Here is a 15161-nt window from a genome sequence, read left to right on the forward strand (position 1 = left end):
CCGTCCATCCGGGCGGCCCCTCGCGGCGTCCCAGGACGCCGCCGATCTCACCATCCGGACCGGGTGTCCAGTCGTGGAAGAATGACGGCCATGCTCAGATGGCTCACCGCAGGCGAATCCCACGGCCCCGCGCTGGTCGGCACCCTCGAGGGTCTCCCGGCCGGCGTCGAGATCACCAGCAGCGAGGTCCAGGCGGCCCTCGCGCGCAGGCGCCTCGGCGCTGGGCGCGGCGCGCGCATGCAGTTCGAGCAGGACCAGGTCACCTTCCTCGGCGGCGTGCGACACGGGATCTCCCAGGGTGGACCCGTCGCGATCATGGTGGGCAACACCGAGTGGCCCAAGTGGGAGACGGTGATGTCCGCGGACCCCGTCGACCCCGAGGAGCTCACGGGCGCCCGCGCGGCCGCGCTGACGCGACCGCGCCCGGGTCACGCGGACCTGGTCGGCATGACCAAGTACGGCTTCGACGACGCTCGCCCGGTCCTGGAGCGTGCGAGCGCCCGTGAGACCGCCGCCCGCGTCGCGCTCGGGCAGGTGGCGGAGAACTTCCTTGCGCAGGCCGCCGGCATCCGCCTCGTCGCGCACACGGTCCAGGTGGGCGCGGTGGCCGTGCCGGACGATGCGCCCCTCCCGCCCGCGGACGCCACCCCGGGCCTCGACGCGGATCCCATCCGCTGCTTCCACGCCGAGACGTCGCGGGCCATGCTCGAGGAGATCGACGACTGCCAGAAGGCCGGCGACACGCTCGGCGGCGTGGTCGAGGTGGTCGCCTACGGCGTCCCCGTCGGGCTCGGCAGCCACGTCCACTGGGACCGCCGTCTCGACGCGCGCCTCGCTGCCGCGCTCATGGGCATCCAGGCCATCAAGGGCGTCGAGGTGGGCGACGGCTTCCGCACCGCCGCGCGCCGCGGCTCTCAGGCGCACGACGAGATCGAGTACGGCGAGGACGGCGTGACGCGCCGCACCAACCGCGCCGGCGGAGTCGAGGGCGGCATGACCAACGGCGAGCCGCTCCGTGTGCGCGCCGCGATGAAGCCCATCAGCACGGTCCCGCGCGCGCTCGACACCATCGACACCGCGACCGGCGAGGCCGCGAAGGCCATCCACCAGCGCTCCGACGTGTGCGCGGTCGCCCCGGCGGCGGTGGTCGCGCAGGCGATGGTGGCGCTCACGCTCGCCGACTCGCTGCTCGAGAAGTTCGGCGGCGACTCCGTGGCCGAGGTCGCGCGCAACATCGAGTCCTACGTCGCCGCGATCCCGGAGCACCTGCGCTGATGGCTCCGCGCGCCGTCCTCATCGGCCCGCCCGGCTCGGGCAAGTCGACCATCGCGGCCAAGCTCGCCGCGCTGTGGGGCGCGGAGCGCCGCGACACGGATGCCGATGTCGAGGCGCGCGCGGGGAAGGCCATCGCCGACCTCTTCCTCGAGGAAGGCGAGGCGCACTTCCGCGAGCTGGAGCGCGAGGCCGTCGCGGCTGCCCTGGTGGAGCACGACGGCGTGCTGGCGCTCGGCGGCGGCGCGATCCTCGCGCCCGAGACGCAGGCGCTGCTCGAGGCGTACGCCCGCGACGGGGGAGCGGTGGTCTTCCTGGACGTGTCCCTGGCTGCGGCGGCTCCCCGCGTGGGGCTCAACGCCTCGCGCCCGCTCCTGGTGGGCAACCCCCGGGCGCAGTGGGTGGCGCTCATGGAGGCGCGCCGGCCCGTCTACGAGCGCCTCGCCACTGTCACCGTCCTCACCGACAGATCGACTCCGGCACAGGTCGCCGCGCAGATCGACGAGGCACTGAAGGAGCGCGCATGACCGTCGCCCACACCATCGCCGTCGCCACCGCGTCGCCGTACACCGTCACGGTGGGCGAGCACCTGCTTCCCGACGTGGCTGGGGCTGTCCCCGAGACCGCGTCGCGCGTCCTCATCGTGTCCGCCGCGCCGCTGCGCTCCCAGGTGGACGCGCTGCATCGTCTCCTCGAGGATCGGGGCCTCACCGTCGTGGTCGCCGAGGTCCCGGACGCGGAGGCGGGCAAGACCGCCGAGGTCCTCGCGTTCTGCTGGCAGGTGCTCGGCAAGTCCGACTTCACCCGCAGCGACATCGTCATCGGCCTCGGCGGAGGAGCGGTCACCGACCTCGCCGGCTTCGTCGCCGCGACCTGGCTCCGGGGTGTGGGGGTCATCCAGGTGCCCACCACGTTGCTGGCGATGGTCGACGCCGCCGTGGGCGGCAAGACGGGCATCAACACCACCGAGGGCAAGAACCTCGTGGGCGCGTTCCACGAGCCGCTGTCGGTGTGGTGCGACGTGCGGGTGCTCGATGCGCTGCCCCGCCACGACATCGTCGCCGGCCTCGCCGAGGTGGTGAAGTGCGGCTTCATCAAGGACCTCGAGATCCTGCGGATCGTCGAGGACAACCTCGCCCTCCTCAGGGCGGACGATGCGCAGAGCGGCTCGCGCGCCGACGGCCAGGAGAGCGCCGCGGGGCTGGGGATCGAGGCACGGGCGGTGCTCACCGAGCTCATCGCGCGTGCAGTGCAGGTCAAGGCCGATGTGGTCGCCGCCGACCTGAAGGAGTCGTTCCTCCGCGAGATCCTCAACTACGGCCACACCTTCGGTCACGCGATCGAGTACACGGAGCGCTACCAGTGGCGGCACGGCGCCGCCGTCTCGGTGGGCATGGTCTTCGCCGCCGAGCTCGCGCATCTGGCCGGCAGGCTGACGGAGGCCGAGGTCGAGCGGCACCGCATCATCCTCGCGGGGCTGGGCCTGCCGACTTCTTACCCGGGCCACCGGTGGGACGCGCTGCTCACGGCCATGCGCCGCGACAAGAAGACGCGAGGCGACCTGTTGCGCTTCGTGGTCCTCGCGGGCATTGGCAACCCGGTGCGTCTCGAGGGTCCCGATCCCGCCCTGGTCCAGGCCGCCTACGCGGCCGTGTCCTCCTGACGGCCGCATCGTCCCCGGATACGCTGAGCCGCATGAACGTCCTGGTCGTCAACGGTCCCAACCTCCGCAGGCTCGGCACGCGCGAGCCCGAGAAGTACGGCACCACCACGCATGACGAGCTCGCGGTGCTCGCGACCCAGTGGGGCGCGGACCTGCACCTCGAGGTCGAGGTGCGACAGTCGGACGACGAGGCAGACCTGGTGCACTGGATGCACGAGGCCGTGGACGCGGGCTGGCACGTGGTGCTCAACCCCGCCGCGTTCACGCACTACAGCTACGCGCTGCGCGACGCGTGCGCGCTCGTGAGCTCCGCGGGGCTCGCGCTGGTCGAGGTGCACCTCACCAACCCGCATGCGCGCGAGGAGTTCCGGCACACCAGCGTCATCAGCGGCGTGGCGAGCGGGACCATCGCGGGCTTCGGCGTCGAGGGCTACCGGCTCGCGCTCGAGGCCGTCTCGCGGCGCGTCGGCTAGAATCGTCTGCGGACTATTCCCAGACATCTGTGTAAGGACACCCCTGTGGCGACTTCGAACGACATCAAGAACGGCTCCGTGCTCAACCTCGACGGCAACCTTTGGTCCGTCATCGAGTTCCAGCACGTGAAGCCTGGCAAGGGCGGCGCCTTCGTCCGCACCAAGCTGAAGAACGTGCTGACGGGCAAGGTGGTCGACAAGACCTTCAACGCCGGCGCCAAGGTCGAGTTCGAGACCGTCGACCGTCGCGACATGCAGTACCTGTACTTCGACGGCACGTCCTACATCTTCATGGACCCGCAGACGTTCGACCAGATCCCCGTCTCCGAGGCGGTCATGGGCGACGCGACCGACTACCTGCTCGAGAACGAGTCGGCGGTCATCGGCTCCAACAACGGCAACCCGATCTTCCTCGAGCTCCCCGGCTCCGTGGTCCTCGAGGTCACCTACACCGAGCCCGGCCTTCAGGGCGACCGCTCGTCGGGCGGCACCAAGCCCGCGACGCTCCAGACCGGCAAGGAGATCCAGGTCCCGCTGTTCCTCGAGGTGGGCACCAAGGTCAAGGTCAACACGCAGACCGGCGAGTACCAGTCGCGCGTCAACGACTGATGTCCGCCCGGACCAAGGCGCGCAAGCGCGCGCTCGACATCCTCTTCGAGGCCGACCAGAAGGGCGCCAACGTCCTCTCGGTCCTCGAGGAGCGGCTGCGCGTCCCCGGCCGCGAGGCGGGTCTGCCGCCCTACGCCGAGGAGATCGTCCGTGGCGTGGTGCAGTGGTGGGTCGAGCTCAACACGATCATCCAGGACGCCTCTCCCGAGTGGACCCTGCCGCGCATGCCCGCGGTGGACCGCGCGCTGCTGCGCATCGCGGCGTGGGAGATCCTGTGCAACGACGAGGTCGACGTGGCCGTCGCGATCGACGAGGCCGTGACCATCGCGGCGGAGCTCTCGACGGACGACTCCCCGGGCTTCGTCAACGGCGTGCTCGGCACCATCGCGCGCGAGGCGCCGGCGCTGTCGCGAGGCGAGTAGCTCCCAGAGAAGCGGCTCGCGCCTGAAGGCGCGGGCCGCTTCTTCTTGCCCCTGTGGATAACTATCCGAATTGTCGGTTCGCTGTCGGTGGGTGGTGATGGACTGGTGCCATGACCAGGACGGACACCGTCGCAGACCTTGAGGGTCTGCGCGCGCGCCTCGATGTGTGCGGCGCGGCCGAGGACTGGGAGATCGACAACCTGATCCGCGACCTTGTCGACGTCAGACGAGCAGCCGACCTGATGCTCGCCGAGGCCGCCGGCCGTACGGGCGCGCGCTCCGGTCCCGGCAACGGCGGGATGGCGCGTCGCCAGGGGCACCGCAGCATCGACCACTACCTCGCGAGCCGGACCGGCGGCACGGTCGCGGAGGCCGAGCGGCTGCGCCTGCTCGGCGCCGCCTTGCTTGCGGAGGGGGACGATGCCGCGGCCGGGGCCCCCGTCCTTCCTCACCTCACGTGGGTGGCGCGGCAGCGAGAGCTGAGCGTGGACGCGTTCTTCCTTCTCCGTGACGTGCTCATGCGTCATCCGGACGCCTTGGAGGCGGTCGGCGCGACGGTGGACGATGCGCTGCGCGAGGTTCCGCTGGCAAGGGTGCCTCTCGCGCGGCTCGAGCAGGTGACCGTCGACAAGGCGCGGGGTGCCGCTCTCAGCTCCGTCCGCACGCTGGTCGCACAGGTCGAGGTCGGGCTCACGCCCGTTCCCGATGCCGAAGACGGCTACGAGGCGCTGACGCGGCAGCGCTTGGCCTTCTTCCGGGAGGAGCGCAGCGGAATGATCCGCTTGACCGCCCTCCTCGACCCGTTGACGGCCGCGCACCTGATGGCGGCCACGGACGGCTACCTCAAGAAGGCATTCCTCGCCCGCAAGGACGGGGGAGCAGGGGAGGATGACCGCACCCCCGCGCAGATGCGCGCAGACGCATTCGGATGGCTGGGGCGCCACGCCGCCGCATGCGAGCAGCCGCACGAATCGGTGGCCACGGTGGTCAATGTCCGCATGTCGCTCGAGAGCCTCCAGGCGCTCGCCGGTCAGGCGGGCATCGACGGCATCACGCGGAGCTTGCCGGTGGGAGCGTTGCGACGCGAGCTTGCGGAGGCCGGCTTCATCCCGACCGTGGTGGGCGGTGATTCCGAGGTGCTGGACCAGGGACGCATGGAACGTCTGTTCACGCTGCCCCAGCGCCGCGCGATCGGGGAGCGGGACCGCGGCTGCGGCAAGTGCGGCCTCCAGCCGAGCATGTGCCACACGCATCACGTCATGAATTGGCGGCACGGGGGAGCGACGGACCTCAAGAACGGGCTCATGCTGTGCGCGTACCACCACCACTGGCTGCATGAGGAGAAGTGGCAGGTGGTGAGGCGAGGCGGCCTGCCCTGGTTCGTGCCGCCGGCGTCGGTGGACCCGCAACGTCGGCCCCAACCGGGTCACCTTGCCCAGAGCACGCTCACCGACTCCGACCTGCAGGCGATGAGCCGACAGGGGCCGTGGTGAGGGCGGTTGTCGCGGGAGCCCGAGGCCGTGGCATCCGGTAGGCTGACCAGCGCACACCCAGACATCCTTTAATGACCGTCCTGTGAGGCGGGGAAGGGGGTCGCCAGGTGACTGGCACCATCATGGGGGCGGCGGACATCTCGCGCGCTCTCACACGCATCGCCCACGAGATCGTGGAGCGCAACGACGGAGCCCTCGACGTGGTGCTCCTCGGGATCCCGAGCCGCGGGCTGCCGCTCGCGCATCGTCTCGCGCAGCGCATCGCGGAGATCGAGCCCGGCTTCGACGCCGACGTCGCCACGGGCGCGCTCGACATCACGATGTACCGCGACGACCTCTTCAAGAACCCCACGCGCGCCATCGGCACCACCACGGTGCCCGAGGCCGGCATCGACGATGCCGTGGTGGTCCTGGTCGACGACGTCTTCCACACGGGCCGCACCATCCGCGCCGCCCTCGACGCGATCCGCGACCTCGGCCGCCCGCGCGCCGTGCAGCTGGCGACGCTGGTCGACCGCGGCCACCGCGAGCTGCCCATCAGGGCCGACTACGTGGGCAAGAACATCCCCACCTCCCGCTCCGAGCGCGTCGACGTCCACGTCGAGGAGCTCGACGGCGAGGACGCCGTGATCCTGCGCAAGGGGGAGTGACGATGCGCCACCTTCTCAGCACGCAGGACCTCTCGCGTGACGACGCGATCCTCATCCTCGACACCGCTGCCCAGATGGCGGCGACCCAGGAGCGCGAGGTCCGCAAGCTCCCCACGCTGCGCGGCAAGACCGTGGTCAACCTCTTCTTCGAGGACTCGACCCGCACCCGCATCTCCTTCGAGGCCGCGGCCAAGCGCCTCAGCGCTGACGTCATCAACTTCTCCGCCAAGGGCAGCTCGGTGAGCAAGGGCGAGTCCCTCAAGGACACCGCGCTCACGCTCCAGGCCATGGGCGCGGACGCCGTGGTGGTCCGCCACTGGGCCTCCGGAGCGGCCTACCAGCTCGCGCACGGCGGCTGGCTGCACGGCAGCGTGCTCAACGCGGGCGACGGCACCCACCAGCACCCCACGCAGTCGCTGCTCGACGCCTTCACGATGCGCCGCCACCTGGTCTCCGACCCCACCGGCGCGGACCTCGCGGGCCTCACCGTCGCGATCGTCGGCGACGTGCTCCACAGCCGCGTCGCGCGCTCCAACGTGCACCTGCTGCACACGCTCGGCGCGAAGGTGGTGCTCGTGGCGCCGGCCACGCTGGTCCCGGTCGGGATCGACCCGTGGCCGTGCGACGTGGTCCACACGCTCGACCAGGCGCTCGAGGCGTACGACATCGACGCGCTCATGATGCTGCGCGTCCAGCGCGAGCGCATGACCGGCGGAGGCTCGGCGTTCTTCCCGAGCCCCGCCGAGTACACGCGGCTGTTCGGCCTCGACGGCGACCGCATGCGCCGCCTGCCCGACCACGCCATCGTCATGCACCCCGGCCCCATGAACCGGGGCCTCGAGATCTCGGCCGAGGCCGCCGACTCGCCCCGCTCCGTCATCGTGGAGCAGGTCGCGAACGGCGTCGCCGTCCGCATGGCCGCCCTGTACCTGCTGCTTGCCGGAGAGGAGGGCGCCCAGTGAGCCGCCCCATCGTCATCGAGAACGCGTCGCTGTACGGCGACACCACCGCCAGCCTCCTCATCGAGGACGGCGTCATCACGGCGGTGGGGGAGGTGACCGCCCCCGAAGGTGCCGTGGTCGTCGACGCCACCGGCCTGGTCGCCCTCCCGGGCCTCGTGGACCTGCACACGCATCTGCGCGAGCCCGGTCGTGAGGACGCCGAGACCATCGAGACCGGCTCGCGCGCCGCCGCGCGCGGCGGCTGGACCGCCGTCTTCGCGATGGCCAACACCAACCCCGTCGCGGACACCGCCGGCGTGGTCGAGCAGGTGTGGAGCCGGGGGCGCGAGATCGGCCTGGTCGACGTCTTCCCGGTCGGCGCCGTCACGGTCGGCCTCAAGGGCGAGCACCTGTCCGAGATGGGCGCCATGGCGCACTCGAAGGCGAATGTCCGCCTGTTCTCCGACGACGGCGTGTGCGTCTACGACCCCGTGATCATGCGCCGCGCCCTCGAGTACGTGAAGACCTTCGACGGTGCGATCGTCCAGCACGCGCAGGACCTCCGCCTCACGGAGGGCTCGCAGATGCACGAGGGCGAGGTGAGCGCCGAGCTGGGTCTCGCCGGCTGGCCCGCCGTGGCCGAGGAGTCGATCGTCGCGCGCGACGCCCTGCTCGCCGAGCACGTGGGCTCGCGCGTCCACGTCCAGCACCTCTCGACCGCCGGTTCCGTGGAGATCATCCGCTGGGCCAAGGCACGCGGCATCAGCGTGACCGCCGAGGCCACGCCGCACCACCTGCTCCTCACCGACGAGTCCGCGCGGACCTACGACCCGCTGTTCAAGGTCAACCCGCCGCTGCGCACGCAGTCCGACGTCGACGCGCTCCGTGCCGCGGTCGCGGACGGCACCATCGACATCATCGCGACCGACCACGCGCCGCACGCGGCCGAGGACAAGGACTGCGAGTGGGCCGCCGCCTCGTTCGGCATGCTCGGCCTCGAGACCGCGCTCGGCGTCATCCAGAAGGCGCTCGTCGACACCGGAGCGCTCACGTGGCGCGACGTCGCGCGCCTCATGTCGGAGAACCCCGCCCGCATCGGCAAGGTCGAGGACCAGCACGGCCGCCCGCTCGCCGAGGGCGAGCCGGCCAACATCACCCTCGTGGACCCGAACGAGGCCTGGACCGTCGACGGCGCCCAGCTGGCCTCGCGCGCCTCCAACACCCCGTACGGTGGCATGGAGCTCCCGGGCCGCGCCGTGGCCACCCTGCTGCGCGGCGAGCCCACCCACCTCAGCCCCCGTTTCGAAGGAGCGTTCGCGTGACCGATGCGACCCGCGCCGTCCTCGTCCTCGAGGACGGCCAGACGTTCGAGGGCCGCGCCTACGGCGCGGTCGGCGAGACGCTCGGCGAGATCGTCTTCAACACCGGCATGACCGGATACCAGGAGACCCTCACCGACCCGAGCTATCACAAGCAGATCGTCGTGATGACGGCCCCGCACATCGGCAACACCGGGGTCAACGACGAGGACGACGAGTCGCGCCAGTACTGGGTCGCCGGCTACGTGGTCCGCGACCCCGCCCGTCGCCCCTCGAACTGGCGCGCGCAGCGCAGCCTCGACGAGGACCTCGTGGCGCAGGGAGTGGTGGGCATCTCGGGCATCGACACCCGTCAGCTCACCCGCGTCCTCCGCACCGCCGGCGTGATGCGCGCCGGCATCTTCTCGGGCGACGCCCTCGCCTCGGACGATGCGCTGCTCGCCCGAGTGCGCGAGTCCGCGCAGATGAAGGGCGCGCACCTCGCGGACGAGGTCTCGGTCACGGAGCCCTACGAGGTCCCCGCGATCGGCGAGGAGCAGGCCCACGTGGTGGCCGTCGACCTCGGAATCAAGGCGATGACGCCGCACCAGATGGCGCAGCGCGGCATCCGCGTCACGGTGGTGCCCTCGCGCATGCCGGCCGCGGAGATCCTCGCGATGAGCCCTGACGGGGTGTTCTTCTCCAACGGCCCCGGCGACCCGGGCGCGGCGGACGCGACCGTCGCGACGCTGCGCGAGATCCTCGACGCCAAGGTGCCGTTCTTCGGCATCTGCTTCGGCAACCAGATCCTCGGCCGCGCCCTCGGTTACGGCACGTACAAGCTGGCCTTCGGCCACCGCGGCATCAACCAGCCGGTGATGGACCGCACCACGGGCAAGGTCGAGGTCACCGCGCACAACCACGGCTTCGCCGTGGATGCGCCGCTCGAGGGGGAGTCGGACTCCCCGAACGGCTACGGCAAGGTGCTCGTGAGCCACGTGTGCCTCAACGACGACGTGGTCGAGGGCCTCGAGTGCCGCGACATCCCCGCGTTCTCGGTCCAGTACCACCCCGAGGCCGCGGCGGGTCCGCACGACGCCTCGTACCTCTTCGACCGCTTCCTCGACCTCATGAAGGGCCGCAATGCCTAAGCGCGACGACATCAAGTCCGTCCTGGTCATCGGGTCCGGCCCGATCGTCATCGGCCAGGCCTGCGAGTTCGACTACTCCGGCACCCAGGCGTGCCGCGTCCTCAAGTCCGAGGGCATCCGCGTCATCCTCATCAACTCCAACCCGGCCACCATCATGACCGACCCGGAGTTCGCCGACGCGACCTACGTCGAGCCCATCACCACCGAGGTGATCGAGCGCGTCATCGCGAAGGAGCGCCCCGACGCGCTGCTGCCGACCCTGGGCGGTCAGACCGCGCTCAACGCCGCGATCGACGCGGCCGAGGCAGGCATCCTCGACAAGTACGACGTCGAGCTCATCGGCGCGAACCTCGAGGCGATCCACCTGGGCGAGAACCGCGAGCTCTTCAAGGGCGTGGTGGAGCGCTGCGGCGCTGACTCCGCGGCCTCGGTGATCTGCCACACGATGGACGAGTGCCTCGCCGCCGCGGAGCAGCTGAAGTACCCCGTGGTCGTGCGTCCGTCCTTCACGATGGGCGGGCTGGGCTCGGGCTTCGCCTACGACGAGGCGGACCTGCGCCGCATCGCCGGCGCAGGGCTTCACTATTCGCCGACCACCGAGGTGCTCCTCGAGGAGTCCATCCTCGGCTGGAAGGAGTTCGAGCTCGAGCTCATGCGCGACAAGCACGACAACGTGGTGGTCGTCTGCTCGATCGAGAACGTCGACCCCGTGGGCGTCCACACCGGCGATTCGGTCACCGTCGCCCCCGCGCTCACGCTCACCGACCGCGAGTACCAGCGCATGCGCGACATCGGCATCGCGATCATCCGCGAGGTCGGCGTCGACACGGGCGGCTGCAACGTGCAGTTCGCGATCCACCCGGACACCGGCCGCATCATCGTCATCGAGATGAACCCCCGCGTGTCGCGCTCGTCGGCGCTGGCCTCGAAGGCCACGGGCTTCCCGATCGCGAAGATCGCCGCGCGCCTCGCGATCGGCTACTCGCTCGACGAGATCCCGAACGACATCACGGGCTCCACGCCCGCGAGCTTCGAGCCCACGCTCGACTACATCGTGGTCAAGGTGCCCCGCTTCGCGTTCGAGAAGTTCCCGGCCGCGGACCCCGTGCTCACCACCACCATGAAGTCCGTGGGCGAGGCGATGAGCCTGGGCCGCAGCTTCACCGAGGCGCTCGGCAAGGCGCTGCGCTCGATCGACAAGAAGGGCGCCAACTTCCACTGGGACGGCCCCGTCCCGGCGGGGGAGGAGCTCGAGGAGCTGCTGCGCGCGATCGAGATCCCGACGGAGAAGCGCTTCATCCAGGTCCAGCAGTGCCTGCGCGCGGTCGAGGCCGGCACGATCACGCTCGAGCGCGTGTTCGACGCCTGCAAGATCGACCCGTGGTTCCTCGACCAGATGCTCCTCATGAACGAGGTCGCCACCAAGGTCGCCGCCGCGCGCACCCTCGACGCAGACCTGCTGCGCGAGGCCAAGGGCCACGGCCTCGCCGACCAGCAGATCGCGGACCTCCGCGGCCTCAAGGTCAACGAGGTCTTCCAGATCCGCAAGGCGCTCGGCGTGCTGCCCGTGTTCAAGACCGTGGACACGTGCGCCGCCGAGTTCGAGGCCCGCACGCCGTACCACTACAGCTCGTACGACGCCGAGACCGAGGTCCAGCCGCGCGACCGCGAGGCCGTCATCATCCTCGGCTCGGGCCCCAACCGCATCGGCCAGGGCATCGAGTTCGACTACTCGTGCGTGCACGCGGCACTGACGCTCAAGGACCGCTACGAGACCATCATGGTCAACTGCAACCCCGAGACCGTCTCGACCGACTACGACACGGCCAACCGCCTCTACTTCGAGCCGCTGACGTTCGAGGACGTCATGGCCGTCTACGAGGCCGAGCTCGCGGTGGGCCCCGTGAAGGGCATGTTCGTCCAGCTGGGCGGGCAGACCCCGCTGTCGCTCGCGCAGCGCCTCGCCGACGCGGGTGTGCCGATCCTGGGCACCAGCCCCGAGGCGATCGACAACGCCGAGGACCGCGCCGCCTTCGGCCGCGTCCTCGACCACGCGAAGCTGCCCGCCCCGGCCTACGGCACCGCGCACGGCATCGAGCAGGCCATCGAGATCGCCGAGTCCATCGGCTACCCGGTGCTCGTCCGCCCGAGCTATGTGCTCGGCGGCCGCGGCATGGAGATCGTCTACGACCGCGCGCAGCTCGAGGACTACGGCACGCGCATGGACTCGGTCGGCGACCACGCCACCGATGCTCCGCTGCTCGTGGACCGCTTCCTCGACGACGCGATCGAGATCGACGTCGACGCGCTGTTCGACGGCGAGGAGATGTTCCTCGGCGGCGTGATGGAGCACATCGAGGAGGCCGGCATCCACTCGGGCGACTCGGCGTGCGTGCTGCCGCCGTTCTCGCTGAGCAAGGCCGAGCTCGAGCGCATCCGCACCTCGACCGAGGCCCTCGCGCGCGGTATCGGCGTGCGCGGTCTCATGAACGTCCAGTACGCGCTCGTGAGCGACGTGCTCTACGTCCTCGAGGCGAACCCGCGCGCCTCGCGCACGGTCCCGTTCGTCGCCAAGGCCACGGGCATCCCGCTCGCGAAGGCGGCGTCGGAGGTCATGGCGGGCGCGACCATCGCGGAGCTCAAGGCCAGCGGCATGCTGCCCGAGCGCGATGCGGCGAGCGTCGACATGAACCAGCGCGTGGCCGTCAAGGAGGCCGTGCTGCCCTTCAAGCGCTTCCGTACGCACGAGGGCATCGCGGTCGACTCCGTGCTCGGCCCCGAGATGCGCTCGACGGGCGAGGTCATGGGCTTCGACGAGACCTTCCCGCTCGCGTTCGCGAAGTCGCAGTCGGCGGCCTTCGGCGGCCTGCCGACCGGCGGCAAGGTCTTCGTGTCGACCGCGGACCGCGACAAGCGATCGATCACGTTCCCGGTGGCGCGCCTGCGCCAGCTCGGCTTCGAGATCCTCGCGACCGCGGGCACCGCGCAGGTGCTCCAGCGCATGGGCATCCCGTCGACCGTCGTGAGGAAGCACTCGGAGGGCCGTGGCCCGAACGGCGAGCCCACCATCGTCGACGTGATCCACGAGGGCGGTGTCGATCTCATCATCAACACGCCGTCCGGTCAGGGCGCGCGTGCGGACGGCTACGAGATCCGCGCCGCGGCCACCGCCGCGGACATCGCGATCGTCACGACGACCCAGCAGCTCTCGGCCGCGGTGCTCGCGATCGAGGCCCTTCAGGCCGGGCCCTTCGAGGTGCTCAGCCTTCAGGACGCCGCGCGCGCCTGACACCCTCGCGTCGCATCGTCCCCTCGCCGGGGACGATGCGACGCGCCCGGGGCGCGCCCGCGCGCCCGTCCAACATCGCAGGTAGTGTTGCTATGGCTGCACATTCAGGGCAGCTCACAAGGAGGTAGGGATGGCGTTCGGCGCCCGTCTCGCGGCCGCGATGGACCAGTACGGTCCGCTCTGCGTGGGGATCGATCCCCACCCGGGTCTGCTCGCGGCGTGGGGCATGGAGGACACGGCGCAGTCGCTCGCCGATTTCGGCGATGCGGTGCTCGAGGCGGCAGCCGGGGCATGCGCGGCGGTCAAGCCCAACGCGGCGTTCTTCGAGCGCCACGGCTCGGCCGGGGTCGCGGCCCTCGAGCATGTGCTGGGGCGCGCCCGCGAGCTCGGCATCCTCACGGTGCTCGACGCGAAGCGCGGCGACATCGGCTCGACGATGCAGGGCTACGCGGACTCGTACCTGAGGCCAGGTGCCCCGCTCGAGGCCGATTCGCTCACCGTCTCGCCCTACCTGGGCTTCGGTTCGCTGAAGCCCGCGCTCGACCTTGCCGCGGAGCACGGCAAGGGCATCTTCGTGCTGGCGCTCACCTCGAACCCCGAGGGACCTGAGGTCCAGCACGCGATCGCGCCGGACGGCCGAGCCGTCGCGGCCGTGGTCGCCGACGAGGCGGCCGCGCTGAACATCGATGCCAGCCCCATGGGAGACGTCGGCCTGGTGGTCGGCGCGACCGTGGGGGACGCCGTCCAGCGGCTCGGCATCGATCTGGACCGGGTCAATGGTCCCATCCTGTCCCCTGGAGTGGGTGCTCAAGGGGCGGGTGCGGCGGAATTGTCCCTGGTCTTCGGGAACGCGCGGGGTCGCGTGCTCGTCAACCAGTCGAGGGGCGTGCTTCAGGCCGGCCCCGTCGTCGAGAAGCTGCGCGAGGCCACCATCGAGGCATCGTCCGCAGCGAGGAGCATCCTGCGCTAGTCGCAGGCCGACTTTGGAGGGAGAGGCCATGGCCACCCCGGAACTTACCGATGAGCAGCGCGCGGCAGCGCTGGTGAAGGCGACCGCCGTGCGGTCCGCACGACGTGTCTTCAAGGAGGAGCTCACGCGTGGGGAGATGTCCCTCGCGGAGGCGATCCGGCGTGCGAAGGCGGACGAGGCCCTCGCCGGCATCCGCGTGCGCGACCTGCTGCAGTGCCTTCCCGGCATCGGCCCCAAGCGCGCGCAGCTCGTGATGGAGGAGATCGGCATCTCGCTGGCCCGCCGCATCCGCGGCCTGGGTCAGCACCAGGTCGACGCGCTCGTCGAACGCGAGCGTCGATGAGCCGACTCATCGTCCTTGCCGGCCCGACGGCGGTCGGCAAGGGCACCGTCGTGCGCACGTTGCGCGACATGGCACCCGAGGTCTACATCTCCGTCTCCGCGACCACTCGCGACCCGCGCCCGGGCGAGGTGGACGGAGTCCACTACCACTTCATCTCGCGCGACGACTTCGAGCGTCGCATCGCGGCGGGGGAGTTCCTCGAGCACGCCGTGGTCCATGGTCAGAACCGCTACGGCACGCTGAGGGGTCCCGTCGACGAGCGCCTCGCCCAGGGTGAACCGGTGCTCCTGGAGATCGACCTCCAGGGCGCGCGGCAGGTCAAGGAGACGATGCCGGACGCGCACTTCGTCTTCCTCGCGCCGCCGTCGTGGGACGAGCTCGTGAACCGGCTCGTCGGCCGCGGCACCGAGGACGCGGACGAGCGCGAGCGTCGTCTCGCCACCGCGAGGGACGAGATGGCGGCCGTCGAGGAGTTCGACCAGGTCATCGTCAACGACACGGTCGAGCGCGCCGCGGCGGAGCTCCTGTCGGTGGTCCGCGGGACCCGGTAGACTGTCCCGAGTCTTTTTGTGAAATCTGAGGAGTGA

Annotated in this window: 15 protein-coding genes; all 15 read left to right on the top strand. The window is 70.8% G+C overall.

The annotated features are described in order from the left end of the window. Positions 1–90 precede the first annotated feature (90 nt). The 15 genes from aroC (at position 91) to gmk (ending at position 15125) form a co-directional block, all read left to right on the top strand. On the top strand, positions 91–1275 hold the full coding sequence (aroC, locus tag AOM06_RS11620; RefSeq protein ID WP_062306679.1) for a chorismate synthase: 1185 nt from the start codon (positions 91–93) through the stop codon (positions 1273–1275). After that, positions 1275–1799 (top strand): shikimate kinase, encoded by a 525-nt coding sequence (locus AOM06_RS11625; RefSeq protein ID WP_062306214.1) that lies wholly within the window; start codon positions 1275–1277, stop codon positions 1797–1799. Before aroC ends, AOM06_RS11625 begins: the two co-directional genes overlap by 1 nt. After that, positions 1796–2935, top strand: a complete 1140-nt coding sequence (gene aroB / locus AOM06_RS11630; RefSeq protein WP_062306218.1) for a 3-dehydroquinate synthase — start codon at positions 1796–1798, stop codon at positions 2933–2935. The genes AOM06_RS11625 and aroB overlap by 4 nt, the downstream gene beginning before the upstream one ends. Positions 2936–2967: 32 nt before the next feature. Then, positions 2968–3408 (top strand): type II 3-dehydroquinate dehydratase, encoded by a 441-nt coding sequence (gene aroQ / locus AOM06_RS11635; protein WP_062306221.1) that lies wholly within the window; start codon positions 2968–2970, stop codon positions 3406–3408. 45 nt (positions 3409–3453) lie between these two features. Beyond that, positions 3454–4017, top strand: a complete 564-nt coding sequence (efp, locus tag AOM06_RS11640; RefSeq protein ID WP_062306224.1) for an elongation factor P — start codon at positions 3454–3456, stop codon at positions 4015–4017. Continuing rightward, positions 4017–4439 (top strand): transcription antitermination factor NusB, encoded by a 423-nt coding sequence (nusB, locus tag AOM06_RS11645; RefSeq protein WP_062306227.1) that lies wholly within the window; start codon positions 4017–4019, stop codon positions 4437–4439. The genes efp and nusB overlap by 1 nt, the downstream gene beginning before the upstream one ends. A 110-nt stretch (positions 4440–4549) precedes the next feature. Beyond that, on the top strand, positions 4550–5932 hold the full coding sequence (locus tag AOM06_RS11650; protein ID WP_062306230.1) for an HNH endonuclease signature motif containing protein: 1383 nt from the start codon (positions 4550–4552) through the stop codon (positions 5930–5932). Between the two features lie 122 nt (positions 5933–6054). Further along, entirely contained in the window at positions 6055–6582 is a 528-nt protein-coding gene (gene pyrR, locus AOM06_RS11655) for a bifunctional pyr operon transcriptional regulator/uracil phosphoribosyltransferase PyrR (RefSeq protein ID WP_062306233.1), read from the top strand. A gap of 2 nt (positions 6583–6584) precedes the next feature. After that, complete coding sequence (locus AOM06_RS11660; RefSeq protein WP_062306236.1) at positions 6585–7544, top strand: aspartate carbamoyltransferase catalytic subunit; 960 nt, start codon at positions 6585–6587, stop codon at positions 7542–7544. After that, positions 7541–8845 carry a dihydroorotase gene (locus AOM06_RS11665; protein ID WP_062306240.1) on the top strand — a complete coding sequence of 435 codons (1305 nt, stop codon included), beginning with the start codon at positions 7541–7543 and terminating at the stop codon, positions 8843–8845. The genes AOM06_RS11660 and AOM06_RS11665 overlap by 4 nt, the downstream gene beginning before the upstream one ends. After that, positions 8842–9972 carry a glutamine-hydrolyzing carbamoyl-phosphate synthase small subunit gene (carA, locus tag AOM06_RS11670; RefSeq protein ID WP_062306243.1) on the top strand — a complete coding sequence of 377 codons (1131 nt, stop codon included), beginning with the start codon at positions 8842–8844 and terminating at the stop codon, positions 9970–9972. Before AOM06_RS11665 ends, carA begins: the two co-directional genes overlap by 4 nt. Next, positions 9965–13261: a carbamoyl-phosphate synthase large subunit gene (carB, locus tag AOM06_RS11675; protein ID WP_062306247.1), complete on the top strand. Its 3297-nt coding sequence runs from the start codon at positions 9965–9967 to the stop codon at positions 13259–13261. The genes carA and carB overlap by 8 nt, the downstream gene beginning before the upstream one ends. Before the next feature lie 130 nt (positions 13262–13391). Then, a complete protein-coding gene (gene pyrF, locus AOM06_RS11680; RefSeq protein ID WP_062306249.1) occupies positions 13392–14231 on the top strand; it encodes an orotidine-5'-phosphate decarboxylase in 840 nt (279 codons plus the stop codon). A gap of 28 nt (positions 14232–14259) precedes the next feature. Then, entirely contained in the window at positions 14260–14574 is a 315-nt protein-coding gene (gene mihF / locus AOM06_RS14800; RefSeq protein ID WP_042212116.1) for an integration host factor, actinobacterial type, read from the top strand. Further along, on the top strand, positions 14571–15125 hold the full coding sequence (gene gmk, locus AOM06_RS14805; protein WP_062306252.1) for a guanylate kinase: 555 nt from the start codon (positions 14571–14573) through the stop codon (positions 15123–15125). Before mihF ends, gmk begins: the two co-directional genes overlap by 4 nt. The last annotated feature ends 36 nt before the right edge of the window (positions 15126–15161 follow it).

The organism is Demequina subtropica (assembly GCF_000971235.1).
Lineage (GTDB): Bacteria > Actinomycetota > Actinomycetes > Actinomycetales > Demequinaceae > Demequina > Demequina subtropica.

Excerpts from the sequence above, each read along its gene's own strand:
- aroC (WP_062306679.1), top strand. The coding sequence starts at position 91 with ATGCTCAGATGGCTCACCGCAGGCGAATCCCACGGCCCCGCGCTGGTC.
- AOM06_RS11625 (WP_062306214.1), top strand. The coding sequence starts at position 1,275 with ATGGCTCCGCGCGCCGTCCTCATCGGCCCGCCCGGCTCGGGCAAGTCG.
- aroB (WP_062306218.1), top strand. The coding sequence starts at position 1,796 with ATGACCGTCGCCCACACCATCGCCGTCGCCACCGCGTCGCCGTACACC.
- aroQ (WP_062306221.1), top strand. The coding sequence starts at position 2,968 with ATGAACGTCCTGGTCGTCAACGGTCCCAACCTCCGCAGGCTCGGCACG.
- nusB (WP_062306227.1), top strand. The coding sequence starts at position 4,017 with ATGTCCGCCCGGACCAAGGCGCGCAAGCGCGCGCTCGACATCCTCTTC.
- AOM06_RS11650 (WP_062306230.1), top strand. The coding sequence starts at position 4,550 with ATGACCAGGACGGACACCGTCGCAGACCTTGAGGGTCTGCGCGCGCGC.
- pyrR (WP_062306233.1), top strand. The coding sequence starts at position 6,055 with ATGGGGGCGGCGGACATCTCGCGCGCTCTCACACGCATCGCCCACGAG.
- AOM06_RS11660 (WP_062306236.1), top strand. The coding sequence starts at position 6,585 with ATGCGCCACCTTCTCAGCACGCAGGACCTCTCGCGTGACGACGCGATC.
- carB (WP_062306247.1), top strand. The coding sequence starts at position 9,965 with ATGCCTAAGCGCGACGACATCAAGTCCGTCCTGGTCATCGGGTCCGGC.
- pyrF (WP_062306249.1), top strand. The coding sequence starts at position 13,392 with ATGGCGTTCGGCGCCCGTCTCGCGGCCGCGATGGACCAGTACGGTCCG.
- mihF (WP_042212116.1), top strand. The coding sequence starts at position 14,260 with ATGGCCACCCCGGAACTTACCGATGAGCAGCGCGCGGCAGCGCTGGTG.
- gmk (WP_062306252.1), top strand. The coding sequence starts at position 14,571 with ATGAGCCGACTCATCGTCCTTGCCGGCCCGACGGCGGTCGGCAAGGGC.